The organism is Enterococcus saccharolyticus subsp. saccharolyticus, from assembly GCF_029023825.1.
GTDB lineage: Bacteria > Bacillota > Bacilli > Lactobacillales > Enterococcaceae > Enterococcus_F > Enterococcus_F saccharolyticus.
Map to the genome: position 1 here is coordinate 751,446 of NZ_CP118957.1, position 21,862 is coordinate 773,307.

22 protein-coding genes and 1 pseudogene are annotated in these 21,862 nt (G+C 34.7%); 20 read left to right on the forward strand and 3 right to left on the reverse strand.

All coding sequences use genetic code 11. The features are described from left to right. The first annotated feature begins 58 nt into the window (after positions 1-58). From PYW32_RS03975 to PYW32_RS03985, 3 genes are all read left to right on the forward strand, one after another. Positions 59-922 (forward strand): VOC family protein, encoded by an 864-nt coding sequence (locus tag PYW32_RS03975; protein ID WP_016175614.1) that lies wholly within the window; start codon positions 59-61, stop codon positions 920-922. Positions 923-1,067: 145 nt separating this feature from the next. Further along, positions 1,068-1,745, forward strand: a complete 678-nt coding sequence (locus tag PYW32_RS03980; RefSeq protein WP_016175613.1) for an ATP-binding cassette domain-containing protein — start codon at positions 1,068-1,070, stop codon at positions 1,743-1,745. Between the two features lie 12 nt (positions 1,746-1,757). Then, complete coding sequence (locus tag PYW32_RS03985; RefSeq protein WP_016175612.1) at positions 1,758-2,909, forward strand: ABC transporter permease subunit; 1,152 nt, start codon at positions 1,758-1,760, stop codon at positions 2,907-2,909. A 51-nt stretch (positions 2,910-2,960) separates the two neighbouring features. Here PYW32_RS03985 and PYW32_RS03990 read toward each other — a convergent pair whose 3' ends face one another. Continuing rightward, positions 2,961-3,557, reverse strand: a complete 597-nt coding sequence (locus tag PYW32_RS03990; RefSeq protein WP_016175611.1) for a TetR/AcrR family transcriptional regulator — start codon at positions 3,555-3,557, stop codon at positions 2,961-2,963. A 184-nt stretch (positions 3,558-3,741) separates the two neighbouring features. On the opposite strand from PYW32_RS03990, the gene PYW32_RS03995 reads away from it, so the two are divergent. Genes PYW32_RS03995 through PYW32_RS04005 form a run of 3 tightly spaced genes read left to right on the forward strand, consistent with a single transcriptional unit; the run spans position 3,742 to position 6,730 of the window. Beyond that, the gene (locus PYW32_RS03995; RefSeq protein ID WP_016175610.1) at positions 3,742-4,626 is read left to right on the forward strand and encodes an ABC transporter ATP-binding protein; all 885 of its coding nucleotides are present in this window, start codon (positions 3,742-3,744) and stop codon (positions 4,624-4,626) included. 14 nt (positions 4,627-4,640) lie between these two features. Next, positions 4,641-6,254, forward strand: coding sequence for an ABC transporter permease (locus PYW32_RS04000; RefSeq protein ID WP_016175609.1), 1,614 nt, complete (start codon positions 4,641-4,643; stop codon positions 6,252-6,254). Between the two features lie 50 nt (positions 6,255-6,304). Further along, positions 6,305-6,730 carry a universal stress protein gene (locus tag PYW32_RS04005; protein ID WP_016175608.1) on the forward strand — a complete coding sequence of 142 codons (426 nt, stop codon included), beginning with the start codon at positions 6,305-6,307 and terminating at the stop codon, positions 6,728-6,730. A 92-nt stretch (positions 6,731-6,822) separates the two neighbouring features. Here the strand turns inward: PYW32_RS04005 and PYW32_RS04010 are convergent, their stop codons facing one another. Further along, entirely contained in the window at positions 6,823-8,301 is a 1,479-nt protein-coding gene (locus PYW32_RS04010) for a helix-turn-helix domain-containing protein (RefSeq protein WP_016175607.1), read from the reverse strand. 764 nt (positions 8,302-9,065) lie between these two features. On the opposite strand from PYW32_RS04010, the gene amaP reads away from it, so the two are divergent. From amaP to PYW32_RS04060, 10 genes and pseudogenes are all read left to right on the forward strand, one after another. After that, on the forward strand, positions 9,066-9,629 hold the full coding sequence (amaP, locus tag PYW32_RS04015) for an alkaline shock response membrane anchor protein AmaP (protein WP_016175606.1): 564 nt from the start codon (positions 9,066-9,068) through the stop codon (positions 9,627-9,629). Between the two features lie 13 nt (positions 9,630-9,642). Continuing rightward, complete coding sequence (locus PYW32_RS04020; RefSeq protein ID WP_016175605.1) at positions 9,643-9,837, forward strand: DUF2273 domain-containing protein; 195 nt, start codon at positions 9,643-9,645, stop codon at positions 9,835-9,837. Positions 9,838-9,860: 23 nt separating this feature from the next. Beyond that, positions 9,861-10,406, forward strand: coding sequence for an Asp23/Gls24 family envelope stress response protein (locus PYW32_RS04025; protein ID WP_016175604.1), 546 nt, complete (start codon positions 9,861-9,863; stop codon positions 10,404-10,406). Between the two features lie 41 nt (positions 10,407-10,447). Next, positions 10,448-10,693 (forward strand): GlsB/YeaQ/YmgE family stress response membrane protein, encoded by a 246-nt coding sequence (locus PYW32_RS04030; RefSeq protein ID WP_016175603.1) that lies wholly within the window; start codon positions 10,448-10,450, stop codon positions 10,691-10,693. Positions 10,694-10,926: 233 nt separating this feature from the next. Beyond that, on the forward strand, positions 10,927-11,400 hold the full coding sequence (gene tnpA, locus PYW32_RS04035; protein ID WP_016174131.1) for an IS200/IS605 family transposase: 474 nt from the start codon (positions 10,927-10,929) through the stop codon (positions 11,398-11,400). Between the two features lie 219 nt (positions 11,401-11,619). After that, the gene (locus PYW32_RS04040; RefSeq protein WP_071859197.1) at positions 11,620-11,916 is read left to right on the forward strand and encodes a methyl-accepting chemotaxis protein; all 297 of its coding nucleotides are present in this window, start codon (positions 11,620-11,622) and stop codon (positions 11,914-11,916) included. Between the two features lie 297 nt (positions 11,917-12,213). After that, positions 12,214-12,561, forward strand: a complete 348-nt coding sequence (gene rplS, locus PYW32_RS04045) for a 50S ribosomal protein L19 (RefSeq protein ID WP_002357176.1) — start codon at positions 12,214-12,216, stop codon at positions 12,559-12,561. A gap of 396 nt (positions 12,562-12,957) precedes the next feature. Next, entirely contained in the window at positions 12,958-13,575 is a 618-nt protein-coding gene (locus tag PYW32_RS04050; RefSeq protein ID WP_016175601.1) for an FMN-dependent NADH-azoreductase, read from the forward strand. A 92-nt stretch (positions 13,576-13,667) separates the two neighbouring features. Further along, positions 13,668-14,399, forward strand: a pseudogene (locus tag PYW32_RS04055) (class I SAM-dependent methyltransferase). Positions 14,400-14,564: 165 nt separating this feature from the next. Next, positions 14,565-14,903 (forward strand): glycine cleavage system H family protein, encoded by a 339-nt coding sequence (locus PYW32_RS04060; protein ID WP_016175598.1) that lies wholly within the window; start codon positions 14,565-14,567, stop codon positions 14,901-14,903. Between the two features lie 38 nt (positions 14,904-14,941). Here PYW32_RS04060 and PYW32_RS04065 read toward each other — a convergent pair whose 3' ends face one another. Continuing rightward, complete coding sequence (locus PYW32_RS04065) at positions 14,942-16,762, reverse strand: heavy metal translocating P-type ATPase (protein WP_016175597.1); 1,821 nt, start codon at positions 16,760-16,762, stop codon at positions 14,942-14,944. 154 nt (positions 16,763-16,916) lie between these two features. On the opposite strand from PYW32_RS04065, the gene PYW32_RS04070 reads away from it, so the two are divergent. From PYW32_RS04070 to PYW32_RS04085, 4 genes are all read left to right on the forward strand, one after another. Then, on the forward strand, positions 16,917-17,312 hold the full coding sequence (locus PYW32_RS04070) for a hypothetical protein (protein ID WP_016175596.1): 396 nt from the start codon (positions 16,917-16,919) through the stop codon (positions 17,310-17,312). Between the two features lie 100 nt (positions 17,313-17,412). After that, positions 17,413-18,159 carry a DeoR/GlpR family DNA-binding transcription regulator gene (locus tag PYW32_RS04075; RefSeq protein ID WP_016175595.1) on the forward strand — a complete coding sequence of 249 codons (747 nt, stop codon included), beginning with the start codon at positions 17,413-17,415 and terminating at the stop codon, positions 18,157-18,159. An 11-nt stretch (positions 18,160-18,170) separates the two neighbouring features. Next, a complete protein-coding gene (locus PYW32_RS04080) occupies positions 18,171-18,995 on the forward strand; it encodes a Cof-type HAD-IIB family hydrolase (protein ID WP_016175594.1) in 825 nt (274 codons plus the stop codon). Between the two features lie 29 nt (positions 18,996-19,024). After that, entirely contained in the window at positions 19,025-21,775 is a 2,751-nt protein-coding gene (locus PYW32_RS04085) for a sigma-54-dependent transcriptional regulator (RefSeq protein WP_016175593.1), read from the forward strand. The last annotated feature ends 87 nt before the right edge of the window (positions 21,776-21,862 follow it).

The following is a 21,862-nucleotide window of genomic DNA, read 5'->3' on the forward strand; positions in this document are numbered from 1 at the left end:
TATAACTTACAATTAGTAAGGTGTATAATAGAGTGAAACTGAAAGAAAGAAGGTATACATGATGAACAATCACTCACGATTTCAATTATCTGAACAGACCCATCCAGGAATGGTTGCTTTAAAAGTAGCAGATTTACCAAAAATGACTGGCTTTTATCAAGATCTTGGTTTGCATGTATTAGAAACAACCCCACAGCAAACTATTCTAGGAGTAGAGCAAACGCCTTTAATCATTTTAAAGCAATTAGCTTATCCAAATCCCTTAACACGTAAAACAGGCTTATACCATGTTGCTTTTTTATTACCCACTAGAAAAGATCTAGGAAATACCCTGTTTCATTATGTGACAGCTAAAATTCCCATCGATGGTGCAAGTGATCATGGGTATAGTGAAGCGTTGTATTTAACAGATCCAGAAGGCAATGGGATTGAAGTCTATCGTGATAAACCAATGTCAGAATGGGATATTCGTGAAGATGGAGAAATTGTAGGTATTACGGTGGCAATGGACGCAGATGGTGTCTTAGCAGCAGGCGATCGTAGTCATAAAGATTTTCCTGCAGGAACAAAAATTGGTCATGTACATTTAAAAGTAGCTGATTTAGAAACGACTGAAACTTTTTATACAGAAATTTTAGGTTTTTCGTTAAAAAGTGATTTTGGCAATCAAGCAAAGTTTTTTGCAGCAGGTACATATCATCATCACGTGGGGACAAATATTTGGAGTGGTCGCCAGTTACCGCCAATGGATGAAAAAGATTTAGGGTTAGACTATGTCACTTTTTTTGTGAACGAACAAGCAGAATTAGAGGCATTAGTAGCCAATTGGCAAGAAAAAGAAGTCCTTTACGAAGCAAGCGACACACAATTACAAATTATTGATCCAAATGGCATCCAGTTTTATTTCCAAGTAGCGCAATAATGAGATATTCTTAAAAAAACACGAAACAATTTCTTAAAGAAAAAAGAATTGTTTCGTGTTTTTTGTTTGGATTTGGGAACATTAATGACTCGGCGTAGGATTTAATGGTAAAATAAGACACAATAAGTCATAACGAGGTGAAAAAATGTTAGAAGTAAAACAAGTGCATGTCGCATTCAAAAATCAATTGCTTTTACAAAATGCTTCTTTTACAGTTGAAGATGCATCAATTACTTGTTTGGTTGCGCCGAACGGTACTGGAAAAACAGCGTTACTTAATGTAATCTGTGGGTTATTGCCAAGCAAAACCGGTGGGATTAAATGTAACGGAATTTCTTTGCGATCAAAGCGTCGGGCTTTTTTACATCAACTTTTCTTTGTACAAAATGCAGACGATTTATTTGCTAATTTAACAGTAAAAGATCATTTGCGCTATGTAAAAAAAATGTGGCAATCAAGAATTGATATTGCACGAGTCTTAACACAAGTCGAATTAACGACAAGCCAGAATAAACAAATTCAGCAGTTATCCTTGGATAAAAAGCAACAGCTATTATTGGCAATGGCAATTGTCAGCGATGCACCGGTTGTCTTGATGGATGAACCATTAAATGGATTAGATGTAGAAGCCACGCAAAAATTTGAACAGATTTTTATGAGCTTACGTGAACAAGGAAAAACGCTACTTATTGCGTCTCATCAGTTAGATAGTGTGGGACGAGTTAGTGATAAAATCTTGTTTTTGAAAGAACAACAAATCTTAACCGTAGAAAATCTGGGACAAGATATTGCAACGCAATATGCAGAAATGTATTTAATTTAGGAGATGAAGGAAATGTTTGAACAAATGCGTATCGACATGAAGCGCTATATAAAATCAAGGTTTGCGTTCTTCTCCTTTTTATTATTAGCACTTCTTTTTTTAGCAAGTTTATTTAGTGGTTTAGGAAAAGCAGAAACACAACAATTAACAGCGCTTGGTGCCATCCAAGAAACGGCTTCACAAGTGCAAGCCAAAGCAGATAAATTATCAAAAGAGAAAAAAACAGACGAAGCAGACCGCGAAAAAGAACGACTCACTTATTTAGAACCACTGATTTCTGCCTATTCGTCAACAGGTAATACGCAAACACGAAACGAATTAAATTTAGCGTATGCCAATTTCAATTTACAAGAATTTACCGCGGGACGTCAAAAAGAGATTCAATTGATTCCTTATCCAAATAAAACGCAAGAAATCACGCAAGCTTCTTTACAGCAAGATGTGTTGTACTATCAATATTTGGTGGATCACAAGATAGCAGAAGTACCTGATAGTAGTAGTCAACCTGCTGTAAATTATGTGTCAAATCAACTAATGTATCGTATCTCATCTGTCGTATTATTTGCTTTTTTAGCGATTCAAGCGGCGCATTTCTTTATGTTAGATAAGAAGCAGGGCTCGATTCGGTTCCTCAATGTTCTGCCAGTATCTAAGCATAAATTAGTGATGAGTAAAGTTTGGACCTTCTTTTTATTAAACGCCGGCTTATTTTTTGTCGTAGCGGTGATTGTTTTCGTCGTAGTGACTAGTTTAAATGGGTTTGGTCATTTGAATACGCCATTCCTACAAGCGATGGTTGGAAAAACAGATGTCGCAACGATAGGACAATTTCTACTAGCTTACGGTAGCCTGTTTATTGCAGGAATGTTCTTTTTATCAATGCTTAGTGCCTTTGTTAGTTTGTTTACACGGCATTTTCTTTCACACATTGCTTGGCTGTTAGTCGTCTTAGTAGTTGTTCAATTCGGTTGGCTACAAGCGAGTCAAGCACATGACTGGTTTTATTACTTGCCATTTCATTACCTAGACATTTCAACAATGTTATTTGGTGAAACGTCACTATTTATGCATCCAGTCGGTTTAGGAGTCGTCATCCTGATTGATTGGGCGGTGGTGTTTTATGTTGGTATTTTGCTAACATTCGGTTTCCGCAAACGATTATAAACAAAACGTCTTATGTAGTTTCCTACGTAAGACGTTTTTTGATTCTATTAGTTATTGATTCGGTGCCATGCCTTTTAAAAGAATTTCTGTCCATTCTTGGGTATAAGGCAATAATTTTTCATATATTGTAGAATGTGACATCCCTTCAACCAGTGATTGGAAATATAGAATCAAAAATTCATCAGAATATTTTAAATCAACTTTACCTTCTTTTCGTCCACGATGAAAAAGGTCAAGCAACATATCGATGCTTTCTTTGCTATATTTTTCCATTAAGAGGGACAGCCCACGTTCGTTTTTTTCTGTCATATAGGCCATCATGTCTAAATAAAATTGTTTGCTAATTAGGTTTATTGCGTGCATTTTATTTTGACTCAAAGCAATCAAGGTTTCCTCAAATGGTAAATTTTTATCCATGATGACATGTGCTTCTTGTCGAATCTGATCAATAAACATGGTAAACGTTTCGTGAATAAGGGTTTCTTTGTTGCCAAAATATTTAAAAATAGTGGTTTTTCCAACATTGGCTGCTTGGGCAATATCTTCTATTTTCAAAGTTTTCAATCCTTGTTCACGATTAAGTAACGTAAATGTCGTATCGATAATCTGTTGTTTTTTTTCTAAGGTTCTTTTTTCAAAGCCATTCATAAATTATCCTCCATTATTAAAACTTTTTTTGTTTAATCATTCGCCATTTTACTTCCTATATAGTATAGGAAATAAATTACATACTTTCAAATGATTAAAGTTCATAACTTTGTGAAAATGTGTTTGACGGCTGATGCAATGCTATCTATAATGGGGGCGTGCGCAAGCAAGGGAGGTTACTCATATGACAAAAGTAGTCAATGTTCAACGTGTTCAAAAGAAATTTGGGAAATTTCAAGCATTAACAGATGTATCGTTTTCAGTCGATGCTGGTGAAGTAGTGGGGTTTATAGGCCCAAATGGAGCGGGAAAATCCACGACAATTCGAATTTTATTAGGCATTATTAATCGCCAAGCAGGTGAGGCACAAATTTTTGGCAAAGATGTTTGGAAAGATAGTTTAGAAATTCATAAACGTATTTCGTATGTACCTGGTGATGTTGCTTTATGGGGAAGTCTAACCGGTGGCGAAATCATTGATTTATTTATGAAACTACATGGTGGTGGCGATAAGCAAAAACGAGATGAATTGATTCGCCGTTTTGAATTAGATCCCAAGAAAAAGGCAAAAAGTTATTCAAAAGGGAATAGACAAAAAGTTGGTCTAATTGCAGCGTTAGCCGTACATTCTGATTTATATATTTTTGATGAGCCGACATCAGGATTGGACCCATTAATGGAAGCTGTCTTTCAAGATGAAGTGGAGCAACTAAAACAGGCAGGAAAAGCGATTTTGTTATCATCGCATATTTTAAGTGAAGTGGAGCGTTTGGCGGATAAAGTGGTGATTATTCGGCAAGGAAAAGTCGTAGAAACCGGAACGCTAAATGAATTACGTCATCTGACTCGTTCAACAATTACGTTAGAAACAAGCGATGAACTGACTGACTTAGCAAACATAACTGGGGTTCATGATTTCCAACAACAAGATGCACGTACAGCTGTTTTTTCAGCAGACAATCAATGTATCAATGATATTTTAGTTGCAGCAACGAAATTGGGCGTGAAGAAATTTGAATCTGTTCCTCCAACGCTTGAAGATTTATTTATGCGTCATTATGAAGGGTAGAGGAGGCAAACGAAATGAATGAAAAATTTGCACGTAGTGGCGTCTTATTTCTTCAATATATCAAGCGAGACTGGAAAAAAATCGGCTTTTGGGTTATTGGTTTGGGTATTTTTTGTGGTAGTTTTGTGCCCGCTTTTGAAGAAATTTCAAAAGGACAGGGCTTAGCTGGGATGTATGAAACACTGAAAAATCCTGCAATGATTTCAATGGTCGGGCCTACTGCTGCTAAAACTGCTAGCGATTATACACTGGGGGCGATGTATGCTCACACGATGCTTTTGTTTTGTGCTTTATTTGCAATGATTCTGACCGCACTACATGTTGTTAGTCATACCCGCAAGGAAGAAGAGTTAGGTCTGACTGAATTAGTGCGCTCGTTTCAAGTCGGACGACAAGCTAATTCGCTAGCTGTTGTCTTTGAAATTATTGTGATAAATGGTTTGCTAGCAAGTGTCATTAGTGGTATGATGGGCGCTTTTCAGGTTGCCACAATTGATTGGCAAGGAGCTATTTTATTTGGAGTATCCATTGGTGGTGCAGGTATTTTAGGCGGATTGATTGCTTTGGTATTGGCACAATTGATGCCCAATTCATCAGGTGCAACAGGTGCGACATTAGGTATTATTGGTTTACTTTATATTCTTCGTGCCGGCACAGATGTTGCAAATGACGGTCTATCCAATTGGAATCCTTTAGGTTGGACGTATTTAACCTATCCTTTTACTGAAAATAATTGGTTTTATCTCTATTGGTTGTTGTTTGGTGCAATGGTGTTATTCTTAGTTGCTTTTTTATTAGAAAATTATCGAGATATGGGTGTCGGGTATTTACCAGAACGCGAAGGGCGCGCACACGCAAAAGATTCATTACTCTCTATTCATGGCTTTTTACTACGTCTTAATCGTGGTGTAATGCTTGGTTGGTTTGTCGGTTTTCTGACGATGGGTGTTGCTTATGGTTCGATTTATGGGGATATGCAAGCTTTTTTAGATAGTAATGAGTTGATGAAACAAATGTTTACCCAAACAGGTACTTCTATTGAAGCTTCATTTACAAGCACTATTGTCGTCGTTTTAGTAATGTTAGTTGCAATCTTGCCGATAGCAATCATCAATAAATTGTTTTCAGAAGAAACACATTTACGTTTTAGTCAACTCTATGTAACGCAAGTGACAAGGGCAAAATTGTTTGCAACCACAGTGCTATTAGCGATGATTGCAAGTGCGATTGGCATTTTCTTAGCGGTTGGTGCATTGGGAGGCAGTGCCCTATACGTGATGAATGATACTTCAAGCTTAAATTTTGCTGATTTTCTAATGGCAGGTTTTAATTTGTATCCAGCTGTTTGCTTTTTCATTGGTTTGGCAGCCTGTTTCTTAGGATGGTTCCCTAAATTTGGAATGTTCAGTTACATTTATTTAAGCTATGCTTTTCTGTTGGATTATTTTGGTGGCATTCTTGATTTGCCCGAATGGTTTGCGAAAACGGGCATATTTAAATGGTTGCCTAAATTACCAGTGGAAACTTTTGATGTCGGTATTTTTGCCAGTTTGTTGGGGATTAGTTTGCTATTGGTGCTATTTGGTTTTTATGGGTACAAACGCCGCGATTTATTGGAAGGTGCTTAATTTTTTTGTTAAAATAAAAGGAGAAGGTACCTACAGAAAGGGTGTTTGTTGTGCATAAACATATATTAGTGGCCATTGATGGATCAGCGATGGAAGGAAAAGTCATTGCTAATGCTGTGGAAGAAGCGAAACTAAAACAAGCCAGCTTAACCGTTGTACGTATTCTAGATACACCTAGCTATTTATTGAATTCTCCACGTTTGATGAAGATGATGGAAGGAACAAGAAAATATTTAATCGAAGAGCTAGCGAATATCAAACAAGACATTGCTCAAACGCTACCAGAAGAAAATTTATCAGTCATTGTTTCTTATGGCAATCCGAAACAACAAATTATTGCTTTTGCCAAAGAACCAGAACGTGCCATTGATTTGATTGTCATTGGTGCAACTGGCGAATCAGAAGAGACCTTAGCTGGTTCGACGACCACTTATTTAATCAATCGAGCACCATGCGATGTGTTAGTGGTGCGTTAAAGCGTAAAAAGAGACAATAATAAAAATAAAAAAATATCCCAACGATAGAGAGTACTCATTCTAGCGTTGGGATATTTTATTTTTATAGAAGCTTATATCGCAGTCTTTTTTGTTTCTATTAATAAAGTAGATGTGAGTTGAATAAGTGCATCTTCAATTTTAGCAAAATCATTTTCTGAAATTTTGGAGTTAATTAAAATAATTGGAACTAAATTGTTGAAATTTGACACATAATCATCCATTTCCTTTAAAGCAGCTGTACTTAAAATGATATCTGCTTGATGAATATCTGTAGTAAATTCAATGAAATATTGGTCGCAAAAGCGAGTAGAAACACGAAATTCAATGTGTTTGGTATATAAAAATGTTAAATCTGAACGAATAAAAATCTTGATTCTCGGAAAGAAAATTTTTCGAGGAACGAGATAAAAACATAACAATAAACTTTCAATTTGAAAATACTCATACGATGTTTCGGATGTTTTTTGTAAAAAAGTTTTCCATAAACTATTATATTTATCAAATAAGATGGGATAGAGTGTTTTTAATTCTTCGCTGTACCGTTTGGTAAAATTATTTAAACTATTTTCATCAGGTTCAAAAAAGTAGTTTGCTAATAATTGTTTGACAAATTTTTTATAGACGAACTCTTGTTGAATATCTGTCAAAGGTAAAAATTTTTCTTCAAAGAGTTCAATCCAAATTTCCGCATCTTGCAAAGGGAGAACTTGTTCCAGAGAAGCTAAATTTACTTGTAAATGAAAATCAATAATATCTGAACTATAAATGGCCATGACGAATAATTGCCAGTCTTCATCTTTCCAATCTGTTAAAAAAGCGGGACGTTTGGGCATTGTAAAACTTTCTAAAATTTGTTGTTCCTGCTCAGTATAAGTCAGTGTCCAACCGTATTTCATGGCTGAAATGGTAATAAATACCCAAAGTGCGATGATCTCGATTGTTCGACTATCAGCTTCAATTGCTAACTGAGAAGCAATTTGTTCGGATAATTGAATCACTGTGGATTTATTTTTTGCCCATGAAATAAAAGAAAACTGACGATGAACGGTAAATAAAAAGACAAAAAAGAAAGAGCGTAATTTATACTCTTCACCGCTAATGGTAATATCATTTGATAGAGTAATGTGAATGTTGTGTTTTTTTAGTGATGCATTAATATCTTTTATTTTTCGACGTAATTGTGATTCGCTAATGTAATGGCTATTACAAAAAGCGACAGTAGAAATAGAACGTTTCAGTAATAATTGTTGTAGTAATTCGTAACCTAATTCGGCTGAAAAAATCGATGCAAGTAATTTCTGGTAATTGATACTTGATTGTCGGGTTAATTTAATCCCATTGCGTTGGTCAATAATTAATGTAGAGATATCAGTAGGATAAGTTTGCTCAATTTCTTCTTGTAACTCACGACAAATTTTTTTAATAGTTGATTGACTATAGTCGCCGACAATTTGTGTTAGTTCACGACTGGAGATGAATTGTGTTTCTTCTTCTAAAGCAAATAAAATGTTTTGTTTCAACCAAGCAGTTGAAGAAATTCCGTACATCATAGTTTGTTTGTCCTTTCTTGACACACACTTTAGATGGATAAAAGTTTAATTTATTTGTTATTTTAAATGAATCTAGCACGTTTAGAAAAGGGAAATACTTTTATTTTATCTAAAACTTATGTGTTTTATTATACGTGTTTCTTATAGAAAATAGATACTCATTTTTTTAAATATCCACACTGGTACAAAAGATGAAATGGTTCTGACGAGAAATATTTCAAAGATTATGTTACGCTATAATTGTAAGCGAATTCAAAAAAATGAGCGAAAAAAATAAATCAAACATTTGTTCATGAAAAACCAAGAAAATAAAGTTTTTTGGTATGAATCGCAAAAGAATTGTTTTCCTTGATATGACAAGGAATTCCACACATTCTAGATAGTAAAGTATCCAGAGTAGGTTAAAAAATGACATGTATTTAAAAAAAAAGCGTTGTACAATAAATGTATCGATAACAAGAGATTGATTGAAAACATAATTATTTTTGTTTTATTTTGAAACACAATAATGCTATTTCGTTTGATATAGAAATGATTATATGATAAAAGATATTGCATATTCGTATTCCTAAAAATATTTAAATAACAAAACGCTATGTTTTTAATCGGATTTTGTACGTATTTTATACGAACGATTATCTCTCTTTTCGGTAACTCTATTTATTATATACCATTTTAAAAAGGAATGCATACAATTTCTTTACAAGCATAACTCGTATAATTTATTTCAAACACAACCAATTTTTTATTAAAGAGGTGAAAGTATGAATAAGATATGGAAGTGGCTGATAGGAATTTTTTTGCTCTTGACACTTAGTATTTTTGTTTTCGTGATGATTGAAAATCAAACCGTAACGTATCTCCCGTTTAGTTTGCTTTCTATGTATGATTATCCATTTATTGGTGGTATCATCCCTTACTTTTTATTCTGGGGTAGCGTGATTTGTTCAATCATTCTTCTGGTATTGCTCGTCATGGTAATTTTTTATCCAAGCACGAAGCATTCCATTACTTTAGAAGATGAACATGGCAAATTAACCATTCAGAAAAAGGCAATTGAACATTTTGTCTTACAAATTGTTCGTAAAGAACCTTTTCTTGAAAACCCCTCAGTCAAGGTAGTCATGCGTAAAAAGAATATTAAAGTGAAAATTCAGGGGAAAATGCGGAAAGTGATTGCTGTTCCACAGCAACAACGCTTATTGATTGAAGAAGTCACTGCTGAATTAAGGCAATTGTTAGGTACCTCAGACAAATTGACTACACAAGTTGTTTTAGAAGACTATCAAGAAACGAAAAAAAACAACGATTCTCGTCGTGTAGAGTAAAGGAGAGGATCACATGAACAGACTATTTCAACAATACCAATATCCGATAATAGGTGGATTGGCGGGTTTGATCTTGGCGATTCTTCTCATTACAGTCGGATTTTTCAAGACGATATTGGTTATCTTTTTAACAGTTTTAGGTGCGTATATAGGTTTTTATCTGAATTCGATTGGTTTTTTCGATTCATTTAAACGACCTAAAATATAAAATAATTACTAGGAGGAATTAACATGGAAAAACAACCAAATGTACCAGTAGTACCGAATAAAGAAGTGACACCAAAACATATTACAGGAGAACTTACTTTCGACGATAAAGTAATTCAAAAAATTATTGGCATTGCTTTAGAGGAAATTGATGGCTTATTAACGGTTGATGGTGGATTCTTCTCAAACTTAGCTGAAAAATTAGTCAATACAGACAATGTAACATCTGGTATCAGTACAGAAGTTGGTAAAAAACAAGTAGCTGTAGATATGGATGTTGTTGTCGAATATGGCAAAGATATTAAAAAGATTTATGATGAAGTAAAAGAAGTTATCTCACGTGAAGTTGGCAATATGACACATCTTGATGTGATCGAAGTCAATGTAAATGTAGCAGATATTAAATCTAAAAAAGAATACGAAGAAGATAGCGAAACTGTGCAAGACAAAGTCACAGATGCAGCCAGTACTGCGGGAAGCTATATTTCAAAACAAACAACAAAAGCAAAACGTGGCGTAGATAAAGGCGTCAATGAAATTCAAGAACGTACAGAACCTCGTGTAGAATAAAACGAGACCTGATATAAATCAAAGTAAAGGAGAGGAATAACATGGGATTATTATGGTCATTAATTGTAGGTGGCGTTATCGGAGCAATTGCAGGAGCAATTACAAATAAAGGTTCCTCAATGGGAATTATTGCAAATGTTGTTGCTGGATTAATTGGTTCAGCAGTTGGTCAATCACTATTAGGAAATTGGGGGCCAAAACTTGCTGGTATGGCAATTGTTCCTTCAATTATCGGTGCAGTGATTGTAGTAGCAGTAGTATCATTTTTTACTCGAAAATCTGCGTAGCGTAGTGTCAGTTCATTCCCCAAAATTCTTACTAAACAGGAAGTAGAATTTTACTATCAAACTGGTCGATTAACTTGTTTAATCGATCAGTTTTTTTTATGTGTATTGAAAACCCCTGGCTAAGCCGGGGGTTCCAAAGAGCTTCCAGCGAGGTATTAAAAAAGCCTCCCAAAAATGATAAGATGAAATTGGTTTCCCGACCACCACATCCATCAATTTAGGAGGTGCCTATTATGAAAAAGGCTAATGAAAGTTTATCACACACGACATGGAAATGTAAGTACCACATTGTTTTTGCACCAAAATATAGACGACAAGTGATTTATGGAAAGTATAAGAAAAGTATAGGTGAGATCATCCGAACATTATGTGAAAGAAAAGGAGTGGAGATCATCGAAGCAAATGCGTGCAAAGATCATATCCACTTACTCGTAAGTATCCCACCAAAATATAGTGTATCAGGTTTTGTAGGCTATTTAAAAGGCAAGAGTAGCTTAATGATTTTTGACAGACATGCGAATTTGAAGTATCGGTATGGGAACCGAAAATTTTGGTGTAGAGGGTATTACGTGGATACAGTAGGAAGAAATAAGAAGCAGATCGAAGAATACATTCGGAATCAAGTACAAGAAGATTATGTAGCAGATCAGCTAACATTGTTTGAAGAGTATGATCCGTTTACAGGACAAAAAAACAAGAAGAAGTGAAAGAGATTCTTTAAGGATCAGTGAGTAAAAGTGGTGCAAGTGGGAAACCGTTCAGGAAGCCTTTTAGGCTATGGCCGGTAAAAGAGGCTTTCAGCCGAAGAACAAACCTCCAGTTCACACTGGAGGTTTTGATTGCTCTTTTTTAAATAACGGTCTATAAAAGCATCTATTTGTAACCGATAATACTAACAGAATTTATCACAATAATAGGCAACCTCAATTACGAAACTAACTACTGAAATCAAAAATGATACCAAAACAGTCACCCAAGCGATGACCAATACATTGCCTGCCGTTGAAAAAGGCGTGGAAGTAATTACTGATGCAGGTGATTCCTTTGAAGCTATTGTTGGTGCGGTGCATGAAATGGCGAATCAAATCCCGGATATTTCCACAACGTCAGAAGAATTATCAGTAAGTGCCGAAGAAGTGTCTGTGTCCGTTTTAGAAATTGCGACCGGTTCACATATAACATCAGACAATATTGAAGCAATTGCTGTTTCGATGAATGAATAATCAGAAACCATTAATGATGTCGCAACAGTGGCGATGTCATTCAGTCAAACAGCACAAGATCTCCAAGAAGAAGCGCGCAAATTTAAAGTATAATCGAACACCCACACAAATTGCTGATGATTTGTGTGGGTTTTTCATGAGTATAGAAAAAAATAAGAATGACAAGAAAATTTTCTTTACACCTGTTGGTAAGTATGCTAATATGTTTCAGTGAGTGTAATACTCAACTATTACAATATTCCGCTGAAGTGGCAAAAATACTTTAAGAATATTTGGAAATAAGGAGAATGATAAATTATGAATCCATTGATTCAAGAACTAACTCAAGAACAATTACGTACAGACATCCCAGCTTTCCGTCCTGGTGACACAGTTCGCGTACATGCGAAAGTTGTCGAAGGTACTCGTGAACGTATCCAGTTATTCGAAGGCGTTGTTATCAAACGTCGTGGTGCTGGAATCAGCGAAACTTATACAGTTCGTAAAGTTTCAAACGGTGTCGGTGTAGAACGTACATTCCCATTGCACACTCCACGTGTTGCACAAATTGAAGTTGTTCGTTACGGTAAAGTACGTCGTGCAAAATTGTACTACTTACGTGCATTACACGGAAAAGCAGCTCGTATCAAAGAAATCCGTCGTTAATTTTTTATTATCTGACAAACGAGAAACTCTTGTTCAATCAAGGGTTTCTTTTTTTGTTTTGTTTAATTTATTTATAAAGGAATAAGCGACAACTAATAATAAAAGGGGGGAAATGTTACATTTTACTTAAATTGATAAAACTTTCTCTTTCATATTTTTGGATAGCGTAAAATATTTTGTGTAAATAGAAATTTTAGGTAGATAAAAAGAAAGTCCATTCTGTAAAATTAAAGTTACCACAGAGGTTACCAATGAGTTTATGAGACGCTCCTAAAATGGATGCGTCTTTTTTGTCGGTTAAAAAACTTACAATTTGTAAGAGCTTATTTATTGTAAGTGAAATTCTTTTATAGTATACTACTTTTTGTTAACAATTATTGAAAAGGTGGAATACAAATGAAAAAAATCTTAGTAGTAAAAGCGAATAACCGTCCAGATGGCGTATCAGCAAAAATGTTTGATACGTTTGTAGAAAATTTAGATAAAAATAATGTAGAAATCACAACGTTTGATGTCTATGCACAACCAATGCCTTATATTGGTCAAACATTATTTGATGCGTTTGGTAAATTAGCGCAAAATGACACATTGAATGAAGCAGAACAAGCATTGATGACTATCCGTCAAGAAGTGCAAGATAAATTTGCAGCAGCGGATACGATTGTATTTGCTTTCCCAATGTGGAACTTAACTATTCCAGCAGCGTTGCATACATTCATTGATTATATTTTCCAAGCTGGATTTACGTTCTCTTACAACGAAGATGGTTCAATGAATCAATTATTAGCTGAGAAAGAAATCATTTTATTAAATGCTCGCGGTGGCGTTTACTCAGGTGAAATGAGCGGTATGGAAACAGCTGTAACCTTTATGGAAAAAGTCTTCGGCGGAATGTTTGGCATGACTATTACGGATGAAGTGATTATTGAAGGACACAATGCTGACCCATCGAAAACAGCTGAGATTATTGCAGAAGGAATGACACGTGTCGCAACTGTAGCAAAAAAATTCTAATTAAGTAAAGAAACGTCTGATGTCTCAATACATCGAACGTTTCTTTTTTATACAAAAATAGATATACTAGAACATGAAATGAGGGATGTGTGATGAAAGAAAATAAATACAATGACGAGAATTTTTTTCAAAAGTACAGCGCAATGTCTCGCTCCACAGAAGGATTAAAAGGTGCTGGAGAATGGCCAGAATTGCAAAAGATTCTACCTGGTTTTCAAGAAAAGAGCGTATTGGACTGAGGGTGTGGTTATGGTTGGCATTGTAAATACGCTGTTGAAAAGGGCGCAAGTGACGTGATAGGCATTGATCTTTCCGAGAAAATGTTACAGACTGCTCAAGAAAAAAATGCTGACGAAAAAATTAGTTATCGTTGTATGGCGATGGAAGAAGCACATTTTCCAGCAGCGACCTTTGATGTGGTCATTAGTTCGTTAGCTTTTCATTATATCCAAGATTTTGAATCGATTGTTCGTCGAATTGGAACGTGGTTAAAACCTCAAGGAGTGTTTGTTTTTTCTGTGGAGTACCCTGTTTTCACTTCTCAAGGAACACAAGATTGGTGGTATGATGAAAAGGGAGAGATTCTTCATTTTCCAGTTGATAATTATTATTATGAGGGACCAAGACAAGCAAATATCTTGGGAGAACAGGTGACAAAATATCATCGGACGCTCACAACCTATTTAAACACATTGTTGCAACATGGATTTGAGTTCCAACATATTATTGAACCACAACCACCCAAGGAAATGCGAACTATCGCAGGCATGCAAGATGAAATGCGGCGACCAATGATGTTATTAGTATCTGTGAGGAAAAAATAGCGGTATCAACAAGAAGTGCGAAAATCAGTTCTTGTTGATTTTTTTATTGTGAAAAAATATTCAATTTTTTTATAAAAGACTAGAAATTTAAGCCAAAAGAACCGATAGAATAAAATGAGAGGATCTATTTTAAGTACAAAAAAATAAATGAAAGGATTGTGTGAGATGAAAAAAATCATTTTTAAGGAGACCGATAATTTTTGGATTTTATTTAATGGTACAGAATATGTTGTGGGGTTGACGAAAAAGATGCAACAAGAGCTAGGATCAATTACACAAGTATCCTTACCTCAAGCAGAGCAACGAGTGGCAAGAGGTGAAACATTCCTTGAATTAAAAGCGGAGAAACTAGTCGGTGAATTTGTGAGTCCTTTAACAGGTATTGTATCTTCAGTCAATGAAAAAATCGATTTAGATATTTGTTCCTTGCATGCAGAAGATGAATTAGATGCTTGGATTTTAGCTTTTAAAGACGTGCCCCAAGAAGAATTTATGACCTTATAGGGAAACAGCAGGTTGATGATTGAAATCAACCTGCTGTTTTATGCAATATTTTTAAGTAAACGCAACCCGTTGAGAATGACTAGAATGGTACTGCCTTCGTGTCCGATGACGGCGAGTGGAATGGTTAAAATTTGTAAGAGATTTATAGCAATCAATAGCAAAATAACTGCAATGCTAAAGCAAATATTTTGGATAATCACGTGTTTCATTTTTTGTGATAATTGATGAGTATAGATTAATTTTGACAAATTATTTTCAAGAATAACCACATCGGCAATATCCATCGCCACGTCAGTTCCTTCACCCATCGCAATGCCAATGGTAGCACTAGCTAGAGCAGGAGCATCATTGACGCCATCACCTAACATGGCAGTTTTACCGAATTTTTGTTTCTGTTCATTTAAAAAGCGGACTTTATCTGCTGGCAATAAATTTGCTTGATAGTCGTGGATGCCTATTTCACGTGCAATCGTTTCAGCTGTATGCGGATTATCACCAGTTAGCATCATTGTGTGTACGTGTGCTTCATTGAAATAGTGAATAACCTCTTTGGCATGTGGATTTAATGTATCGCGTAGGGCAATAGCACCGACGAATTGTCGATTGCGTTCAACATAGACCACTGTTTTTCCTTGTTTTTTCCATTCTTGAATCATTGATGGTTCTGTGTAAGAACCCAGTTTTTTGCCAATATAATAATGGATGCCATTGTGCAAACTTTGAATTCCTTTAGCAGTTAGTTCTTCAACAAGCAATGGTTCTTTTGGAGAATCTGGCCAATGGCGAACAATTGCTTGTGCTAATGGATGGGTACTTTTTTCTTCTAAACCAATCACAAAAGGAATAATTTCTTCTTCAGGAATTGTCCAAAAAGTATCCGTCACATTTGGTTTGCCAGTAGTCAAGGTTCCTGTTTTATCAAAGGCAATACTTTTAATTTCTGCTAATGCTTCCAAATATGTGCCCCCTTTGAATAACACACCGTGACGAGCACCATTACTAATCGCACTTAATAATGCCGGCGTGCTACTAGCGACTAAAGCACACGGACTAGCAACGACTAATAAATTGACACCACGATATACACTTTCATTCCAAGCCCAATGCCATCCAAAATGGAAGAATAAAATAGCTAGAGGAACACCCACAAGTATCACCAACACATAACGATTTTCAATTTTTTGGATAAAGGTTTCTGTTTTTGTTTGACTATTTTGGGCTTCTTCGACCAGTTGAATAATTTTTGAAAAGACGGTTTCAGACTGCTCTTTATTTACTTCAATGATTAATTCATTCCCCAAATTGATTGTTCCACCGAACACTTCTGCTCCTTGCTGTTTGAGTTGAGGAATACTTTCGCCATTAACGATCGATTCATCTAATTCAGAAGCACCTTGTAAAATAATGGCATCTGTAGGAATATGTTCTCCTTTAAAAACAGCTAGTCGATCACCAATAGTCACTTGATTGACATCGACCAGTTGATAGTCGCCATTTGCTAAAATCATGCGGGCAACTTTTGGTTGGCGATTGACCAAATGATTAATGGCTCGAGCGCTTTTTTCTGTTGCATATTCCTCCATTAAATGACTCAAGCTAAAAATAAAAATAAGCAGTGCGCCTTCCCGCCAATCACCGATAATGCCTGCACTAACTGCAGCAATAATCATTAATAAGTCTACATTAAACTGTTTTTCTTTCATCAATTCCTGTAAACCTTCAATGGTGATTTCCAAACCACCTAAAATAATACCAACCAGATAAATCATCCAGCTACCTTCCCAATGCATCGCATCTAAAATAAGTCCGATAAATAAACTACTCGTACATGCGAGTGTACTAAATAATGTCCACATCATTATGCCCTCCTTCCTATTCAATATAGCACTACGATAGTTATTTAGACATCAGAATCCCTTAAATGATAAAGAGAATCGTTTCAAATAATTTTCTGTTTGTTTTTTTCACATGTTATAATGAATCAAAATGATAGTGAAAATGAGGAGGATAATAATGGGATTATTTCTAAAAGAAGAAGATTTTTGCACTTATATTCAAACGAACTATCCGGATATCAATATTGAAAAAGGACACACGATTGTTTCAGTTAATGTTGTAAATATGCAACCAATTATGAGTTTTGCATATATCACTAGAGAATTAGTTATTGCTGCTAAATATCAACGACAATTACAAATCTTTACGGATCATGTCATTTTTAGACGAGACCAATTAAGTGGAATAGAATATATTGCTAAAGGGATGAATGCGCAATTAATTATCCATACAAACGAAAAGTTACCCAATGGTATGAATGCAATTTTGACACTAAATGCTTCAACGATGACGGGAAATCGTTGGCATAAAGAAAATTTAAAGAAAATGAAATATACATTCCAACAGGACTAGTGAAAGAAAAGTATCTTCTAAACTGAAGATGCTTTTTTTGCTTATAAATACTTGTATGTGCTTACATATGCTTATATAATAATACTGAGAGGTGAGAATTGTGTATCAAGAAGAAAGAATTCAAAAAATCTATCAACTACTGGCACAACAAGGGAAAGTAACAAAAAAAGAAATGATGAATGCGTTTTCTGTTTCTGCGGATACAGCACGGCGTGATATTTTAGAAGTGTTAAAATCAGACAAAGTTATTCGTACTCATGGAGGAATTATGCTAGCAGTCGCTAGTCCACAAGTATTTGATTTCCTTGAACGTACGCATATGTCAAAACCTGAAAAAGAACATATGGCAGCCTTAGTGCAGAAGTATTTACCAGAAAATGGTGTATGCTTTTTAGATGTATCTACAACGCTTTTGTTAGTTGCACAACAGTTAGAAAAATGTTGTACAATCTACACACATTCTTTAGATCATGCGGTTGCTTTAACCAATACACCTCAGGTAGAGACGCATGTACTTGGTGGATTACTAGACAAAGAAAATCGTTTCTTTTTTTCAGAAGAAGCGTTAAATACAATTCAACAACTTAAGTTTGATTGTTGTATTATTGGTGCAGCAAGTTTGGAGCAAGAAGGAATTTTTTTTAAAGAAAGACACAATGCACTTATTAAACAAAAAATTATTGCACAAAGTAGGAGAGTTATTTTAGTTGCTGAAAATCAAAAATTTTTTAAACAAGGACACTTTAAAGGAGCAAACTATGATCAAATTGATCAATTTATTACAGATAAAGAATTAACAGAAGAACAATATTGTTATTTTATGCCAAAAACAGAAATTGTTTTTTAGGAGGAAATGCTATGACAAAGAAAATTATTTTTAGTGATATTGATGGGACATTGCTCGATGAAAACCATCAATTAACAAATGAAACTAGACAAGTTGTTCAAGAGTTACAACGCCGAGATGTGAAAATTGTTTTGACTTCAGCACGCCCACCAAAAGCAATGATAACTATTGCAGAAGAATTAACACTTCAGACGCCGTTAGTTTGTTTTAATGGGGCGTTGATTACACAGGTTCAAAGCCAACAATTTGTTGATTTGTATAGTGTCGCTTTAGAAAGATTAGACACTTTGATGTTATATCAATTAATTACTTCAATGTTTCCCGCTATAAGTATCAACATCTATTCTAGTGATCGTTGGTTAGTTGAAAAAATAGGGACTTGGGAACAACAAGAAATGGATATCACGGGAGTACAACCTGAAGTAGTAGATATGCATGTTTTTTTAAAAGAGTATCATCCTATACATAAAATTTTATGCATGGGAGATGAAAAAGAAATTGCTCAACTAGAAATTGCTTTAATTTCGGCGAATTTGTTAGGTGTAACTTGTCATCTTTCAAAAACAACGTATCTAGAAATTATAAATAAAGATGTTTCTAAGTTGGCAGCGTTAGAATTTCTTTGCCGAAAATATAGTTTATCATTAGAAGAAGCAGTTGCAATCGGCGATAATTATAATGATTTACCGATGATTCAACATGCTGGGATAGGCATTGCTATGGGAAATGCACCCGAAAGAATCAAACAACAAGCTGATGTAGTAACTGTTTCTAATCAAGAAAATGGTTTTAGTCAAGCGTTGGCAAACTGCTTTGAATTGGCTATACTTGAATAAAAAGTGTTTTAAAAAGGTTGGGAGTACACATGAAACGTATTGAAAAAGTGTATCAAGCGCTATTGGATATCTGGCAAGAATGTGAGAAACAAGATTTTTTAATGAAACCTGGGTCATCTGCAAAGGAACTTGCAGAACAGTTAAATTTAACCAGAGCAAATACTAGTTTGGAGTTAAATAAATTAGTGCGCGAAAAACGTGTTTTAAAAATTAAATCATATCCAGTAGGTTATTTACCGATTAAAGTACTAGAAGAAAAATTACAAATTCAATGGGATCATCAAATAGAAGAGATAACAGATTTATCCACATTTGTTCATCGTCCAACTCGAAAGGTCAAAAGAAATCCTTTTGAGATGATGATTGGGAGTAATAATAGTTTGAAAAAAGCTGTTTTTCAAGCCAAAGCGGCCGTTTATTATCCCCCTAATGGCTTGCATATGTTGTTATTAGGACCCACTGGTTCAGGAAAAACTTTTTTTGCAAATAAAATTTATCAATACTCTATTTTTGAAAAATTAATTGATGAAGATGCTCCTTTTGAAAGTTTTAATTGTGCGGATTATTATCATAATCCACAACTTTTACTTTCACAATTATTTGGTTATACGAAAGGTGCTTTTACTGGAGCAGAAGAAGATCACGCTGGTTTAGTAGAAAAGGCTAATGGAGGTATTCTTTTGCTTGATGAAATTCATCGATTAACTCCTGAAGGTCAAGAGATGTTGTTTTATTTTATTGACCACAATCGTTTTAATCGTTTAGGTGAAACGGGATTTAAACGCCAAGCGAAAGTTTTAATTATTTGTGCAACAACAGAAGATCCTAATTCTTCTTTATTAGAAACATTTTTGCGAAGAATTCCAATGACAATTCAAATTCCAGCATTAAACCAGCGTTCTTTACGAGAAAGAATAGAATTGACAAAGTTTTTATTTGAAAAAGAAGCTAAGCGGGTACAACGAACATTTGTCATTGATATAGATGTGATTAATGCATTAATTAATACAGCTGCGTATGGTAATGTAGGACAATTGCAATCTCATATCCAATTGATTTGTGCACAATCTTTCTTACACAATTTACATGAGAAAAATAAAATTAGTATTGGTATTCAAGAATTACCTGAAGAAATGTTATCACAGTGGAGTTCAAGTAGTAAGAATATACAGCGTTCTAGGGAAATTGAGGAGCTAGTGGGTGTGACAACTGTTATTCATCCTTCAGAAAAAGGATTGGATGAAGAGTATGAAGGATTAAATATCTATGAAATTATTGAAGAGAAAGTCAAGATTTTAGAAAATGAAGGAATTCCTGAAGCACAAATTCATCAATATATTTTGACTGATTTGCACCTTCATGTTAAAAATTTTATTAATAATAAAGCAGTGAACTATAATTTACTAAAGTTTGTGGATCCAACAATCTCTAATTTAACGATTGAACTTAAAAAAATTGCTGAAAAAAATCTAGGTGTTCGTTTTGATAGAAAATTTCTCTACTATATCGGGATGCATTTAGATGCTTATTTTCGTCGAGAAAAGAAAGATAAATTACTCTCTCAACTAGATATTCATACGATTACTTCGGATCATAGTCGGGAATATGAAGTTGCGCAATTATTTAAATTGGAAATAGAAACCTGTTTGGGGGTTTTTTTACCGGAAATTGAAGTGATTTATTTAACAATGTTATTAGTATCTATCGAAACAGTTGAGGAGAAAAGGCAAGTGAGTGTTTTAGTTGTTACACATGGGAATTCAACCGCCACTTCGATGGTACAAGTTGCAGTTGAATTGTTAGGAGCAGCACCAATTGTTGCTTTAGATATGCCTTTAAATCTTAGTCCAGATGAGATGTTCCAACGAATATTACACCAAATTGAAGAATTAGAAACAGAAAATGGTGTGTTGATGCTTGTTGATATGGGATCATTAGCAATGATGGAAAATAAATTGATGGAAAAATCAGGTGTTACTATTAAAACAATTCCAAATGTAACAACACTTATCGTGTTAGATGTTGTCCGTAAGATAAATTATATGGATTTAAGTTTAGCAGGAATTTATTCATCCGTAATGAAAGATTTTTTAGCAACCGTTCAATTACAAGACAATGGACGAGCAAAAGCCATTTTATCGATTTGTACAACTGGTCGGGGGACAGCGAAAAAAATGGAACAGATGATTGCAGGCGTACTGCAAAATTCTACTGAAGAATCTGTTGAGATTATTACTGTATCAAGTCTGAAAATTCACCAAGCGATGCCTAAGCTTATTGAACAATATCAAATTTTAGCGACAGTTGGTACGAAAGACCCTAAAATCGATGTCCCTCATATTAGTTTAGAAGATTTAATTGAAGGTTCAGGCGATAAAGTCTTACGACAAGCAGTTGGTTTACCTTATGAGAAAAAACAACGAAAACCAAAAAACACAGTCGTAAAAGACTTATGTCAAGATGCTTTAAACACGTATTTAGTTTATCTGAATCCGTATCACTTAACGGATTTATTACTTGATTGGACAAAAGAATTGCAAATGAAAGTTGAGACAACATTTTCAAATATTTTAATTTTGAAGTTAGTTGTGCATACGGCATTTGCATTTGAAAGAGTCATCAAGCAAGATTCATTAACTTATACTGATCCATGGCGTGAAGAACTAAAGGAACCTTTGGAAGTTGTCTCAAATACGATAAAATCTCTAGAAGAAAAATTGGTACTATCTTTGTCTGAAGATGAAAAAATTTTTATTGCCGAAGTTTTATTAAATGAATAAAACAGTTTTGTTTTAATGAAACAGTGTTTTGAAAGGAAAATAATTCAAAAAAAGAGTGTTTTTATTTTGAGACACTCTTTTTTTGAT

Bases quoted from the DNA above. Each gene is read 5' to 3' on its own strand.
- PYW32_RS04020 (WP_016175605.1), top strand. From the start codon at position 9,643: ATGAACAGACTATTTCAACAATACCAATATCCGATAATAGGTGGATTG.
- PYW32_RS04080 (WP_016175594.1), top strand. From the start codon at position 18,171: ATGACAAAGAAAATTATTTTTAGTGATATTGATGGGACATTGCTCGAT.
- PYW32_RS03975 (WP_016175614.1), top strand. From the start codon at position 59: ATGATGAACAATCACTCACGATTTCAATTATCTGAACAGACCCATCCA.
- PYW32_RS03990 (WP_016175611.1), bottom strand. From the start codon at position 3,557: ATGAATGGCTTTGAAAAAAGAACCTTAGAAAAAAAACAACAGATTATC.
- PYW32_RS04050 (WP_016175601.1), top strand. From the start codon at position 12,958: ATGAAAAAAATCTTAGTAGTAAAAGCGAATAACCGTCCAGATGGCGTA.
- rplS (WP_002357176.1), top strand. From the start codon at position 12,214: ATGAATCCATTGATTCAAGAACTAACTCAAGAACAATTACGTACAGAC.
- PYW32_RS04010 (WP_016175607.1), bottom strand. From the start codon at position 8,301: ATGATGTACGGAATTTCTTCAACTGCTTGGTTGAAACAAAACATTTTA.
- PYW32_RS04060 (WP_016175598.1), top strand. From the start codon at position 14,565: ATGAAAAAAATCATTTTTAAGGAGACCGATAATTTTTGGATTTTATTT.
- tnpA (WP_016174131.1), top strand. From the start codon at position 10,927: ATGAAAAAGGCTAATGAAAGTTTATCACACACGACATGGAAATGTAAG.
- PYW32_RS03980 (WP_016175613.1), top strand. From the start codon at position 1,068: ATGTTAGAAGTAAAACAAGTGCATGTCGCATTCAAAAATCAATTGCTT.
- PYW32_RS04030 (WP_016175603.1), top strand. From the start codon at position 10,448: ATGGGATTATTATGGTCATTAATTGTAGGTGGCGTTATCGGAGCAATT.
- PYW32_RS04000 (WP_016175609.1), top strand. From the start codon at position 4,641: ATGAATGAAAAATTTGCACGTAGTGGCGTCTTATTTCTTCAATATATC.
- PYW32_RS03995 (WP_016175610.1), top strand. From the start codon at position 3,742: ATGACAAAAGTAGTCAATGTTCAACGTGTTCAAAAGAAATTTGGGAAA.
- PYW32_RS03985 (WP_016175612.1), top strand. From the start codon at position 1,758: ATGTTTGAACAAATGCGTATCGACATGAAGCGCTATATAAAATCAAGG.
- PYW32_RS04025 (WP_016175604.1), top strand. From the start codon at position 9,861: ATGGAAAAACAACCAAATGTACCAGTAGTACCGAATAAAGAAGTGACA.
- PYW32_RS04065 (WP_016175597.1), bottom strand. From the start codon at position 16,762: ATGATGTGGACATTATTTAGTACACTCGCATGTACGAGTAGTTTATTT.
- PYW32_RS04085 (WP_016175593.1), top strand. From the start codon at position 19,025: ATGAAACGTATTGAAAAAGTGTATCAAGCGCTATTGGATATCTGGCAA.
- amaP (WP_016175606.1), top strand. From the start codon at position 9,066: ATGAATAAGATATGGAAGTGGCTGATAGGAATTTTTTTGCTCTTGACA.
- PYW32_RS04070 (WP_016175596.1), top strand. From the start codon at position 16,917: ATGGGATTATTTCTAAAAGAAGAAGATTTTTGCACTTATATTCAAACG.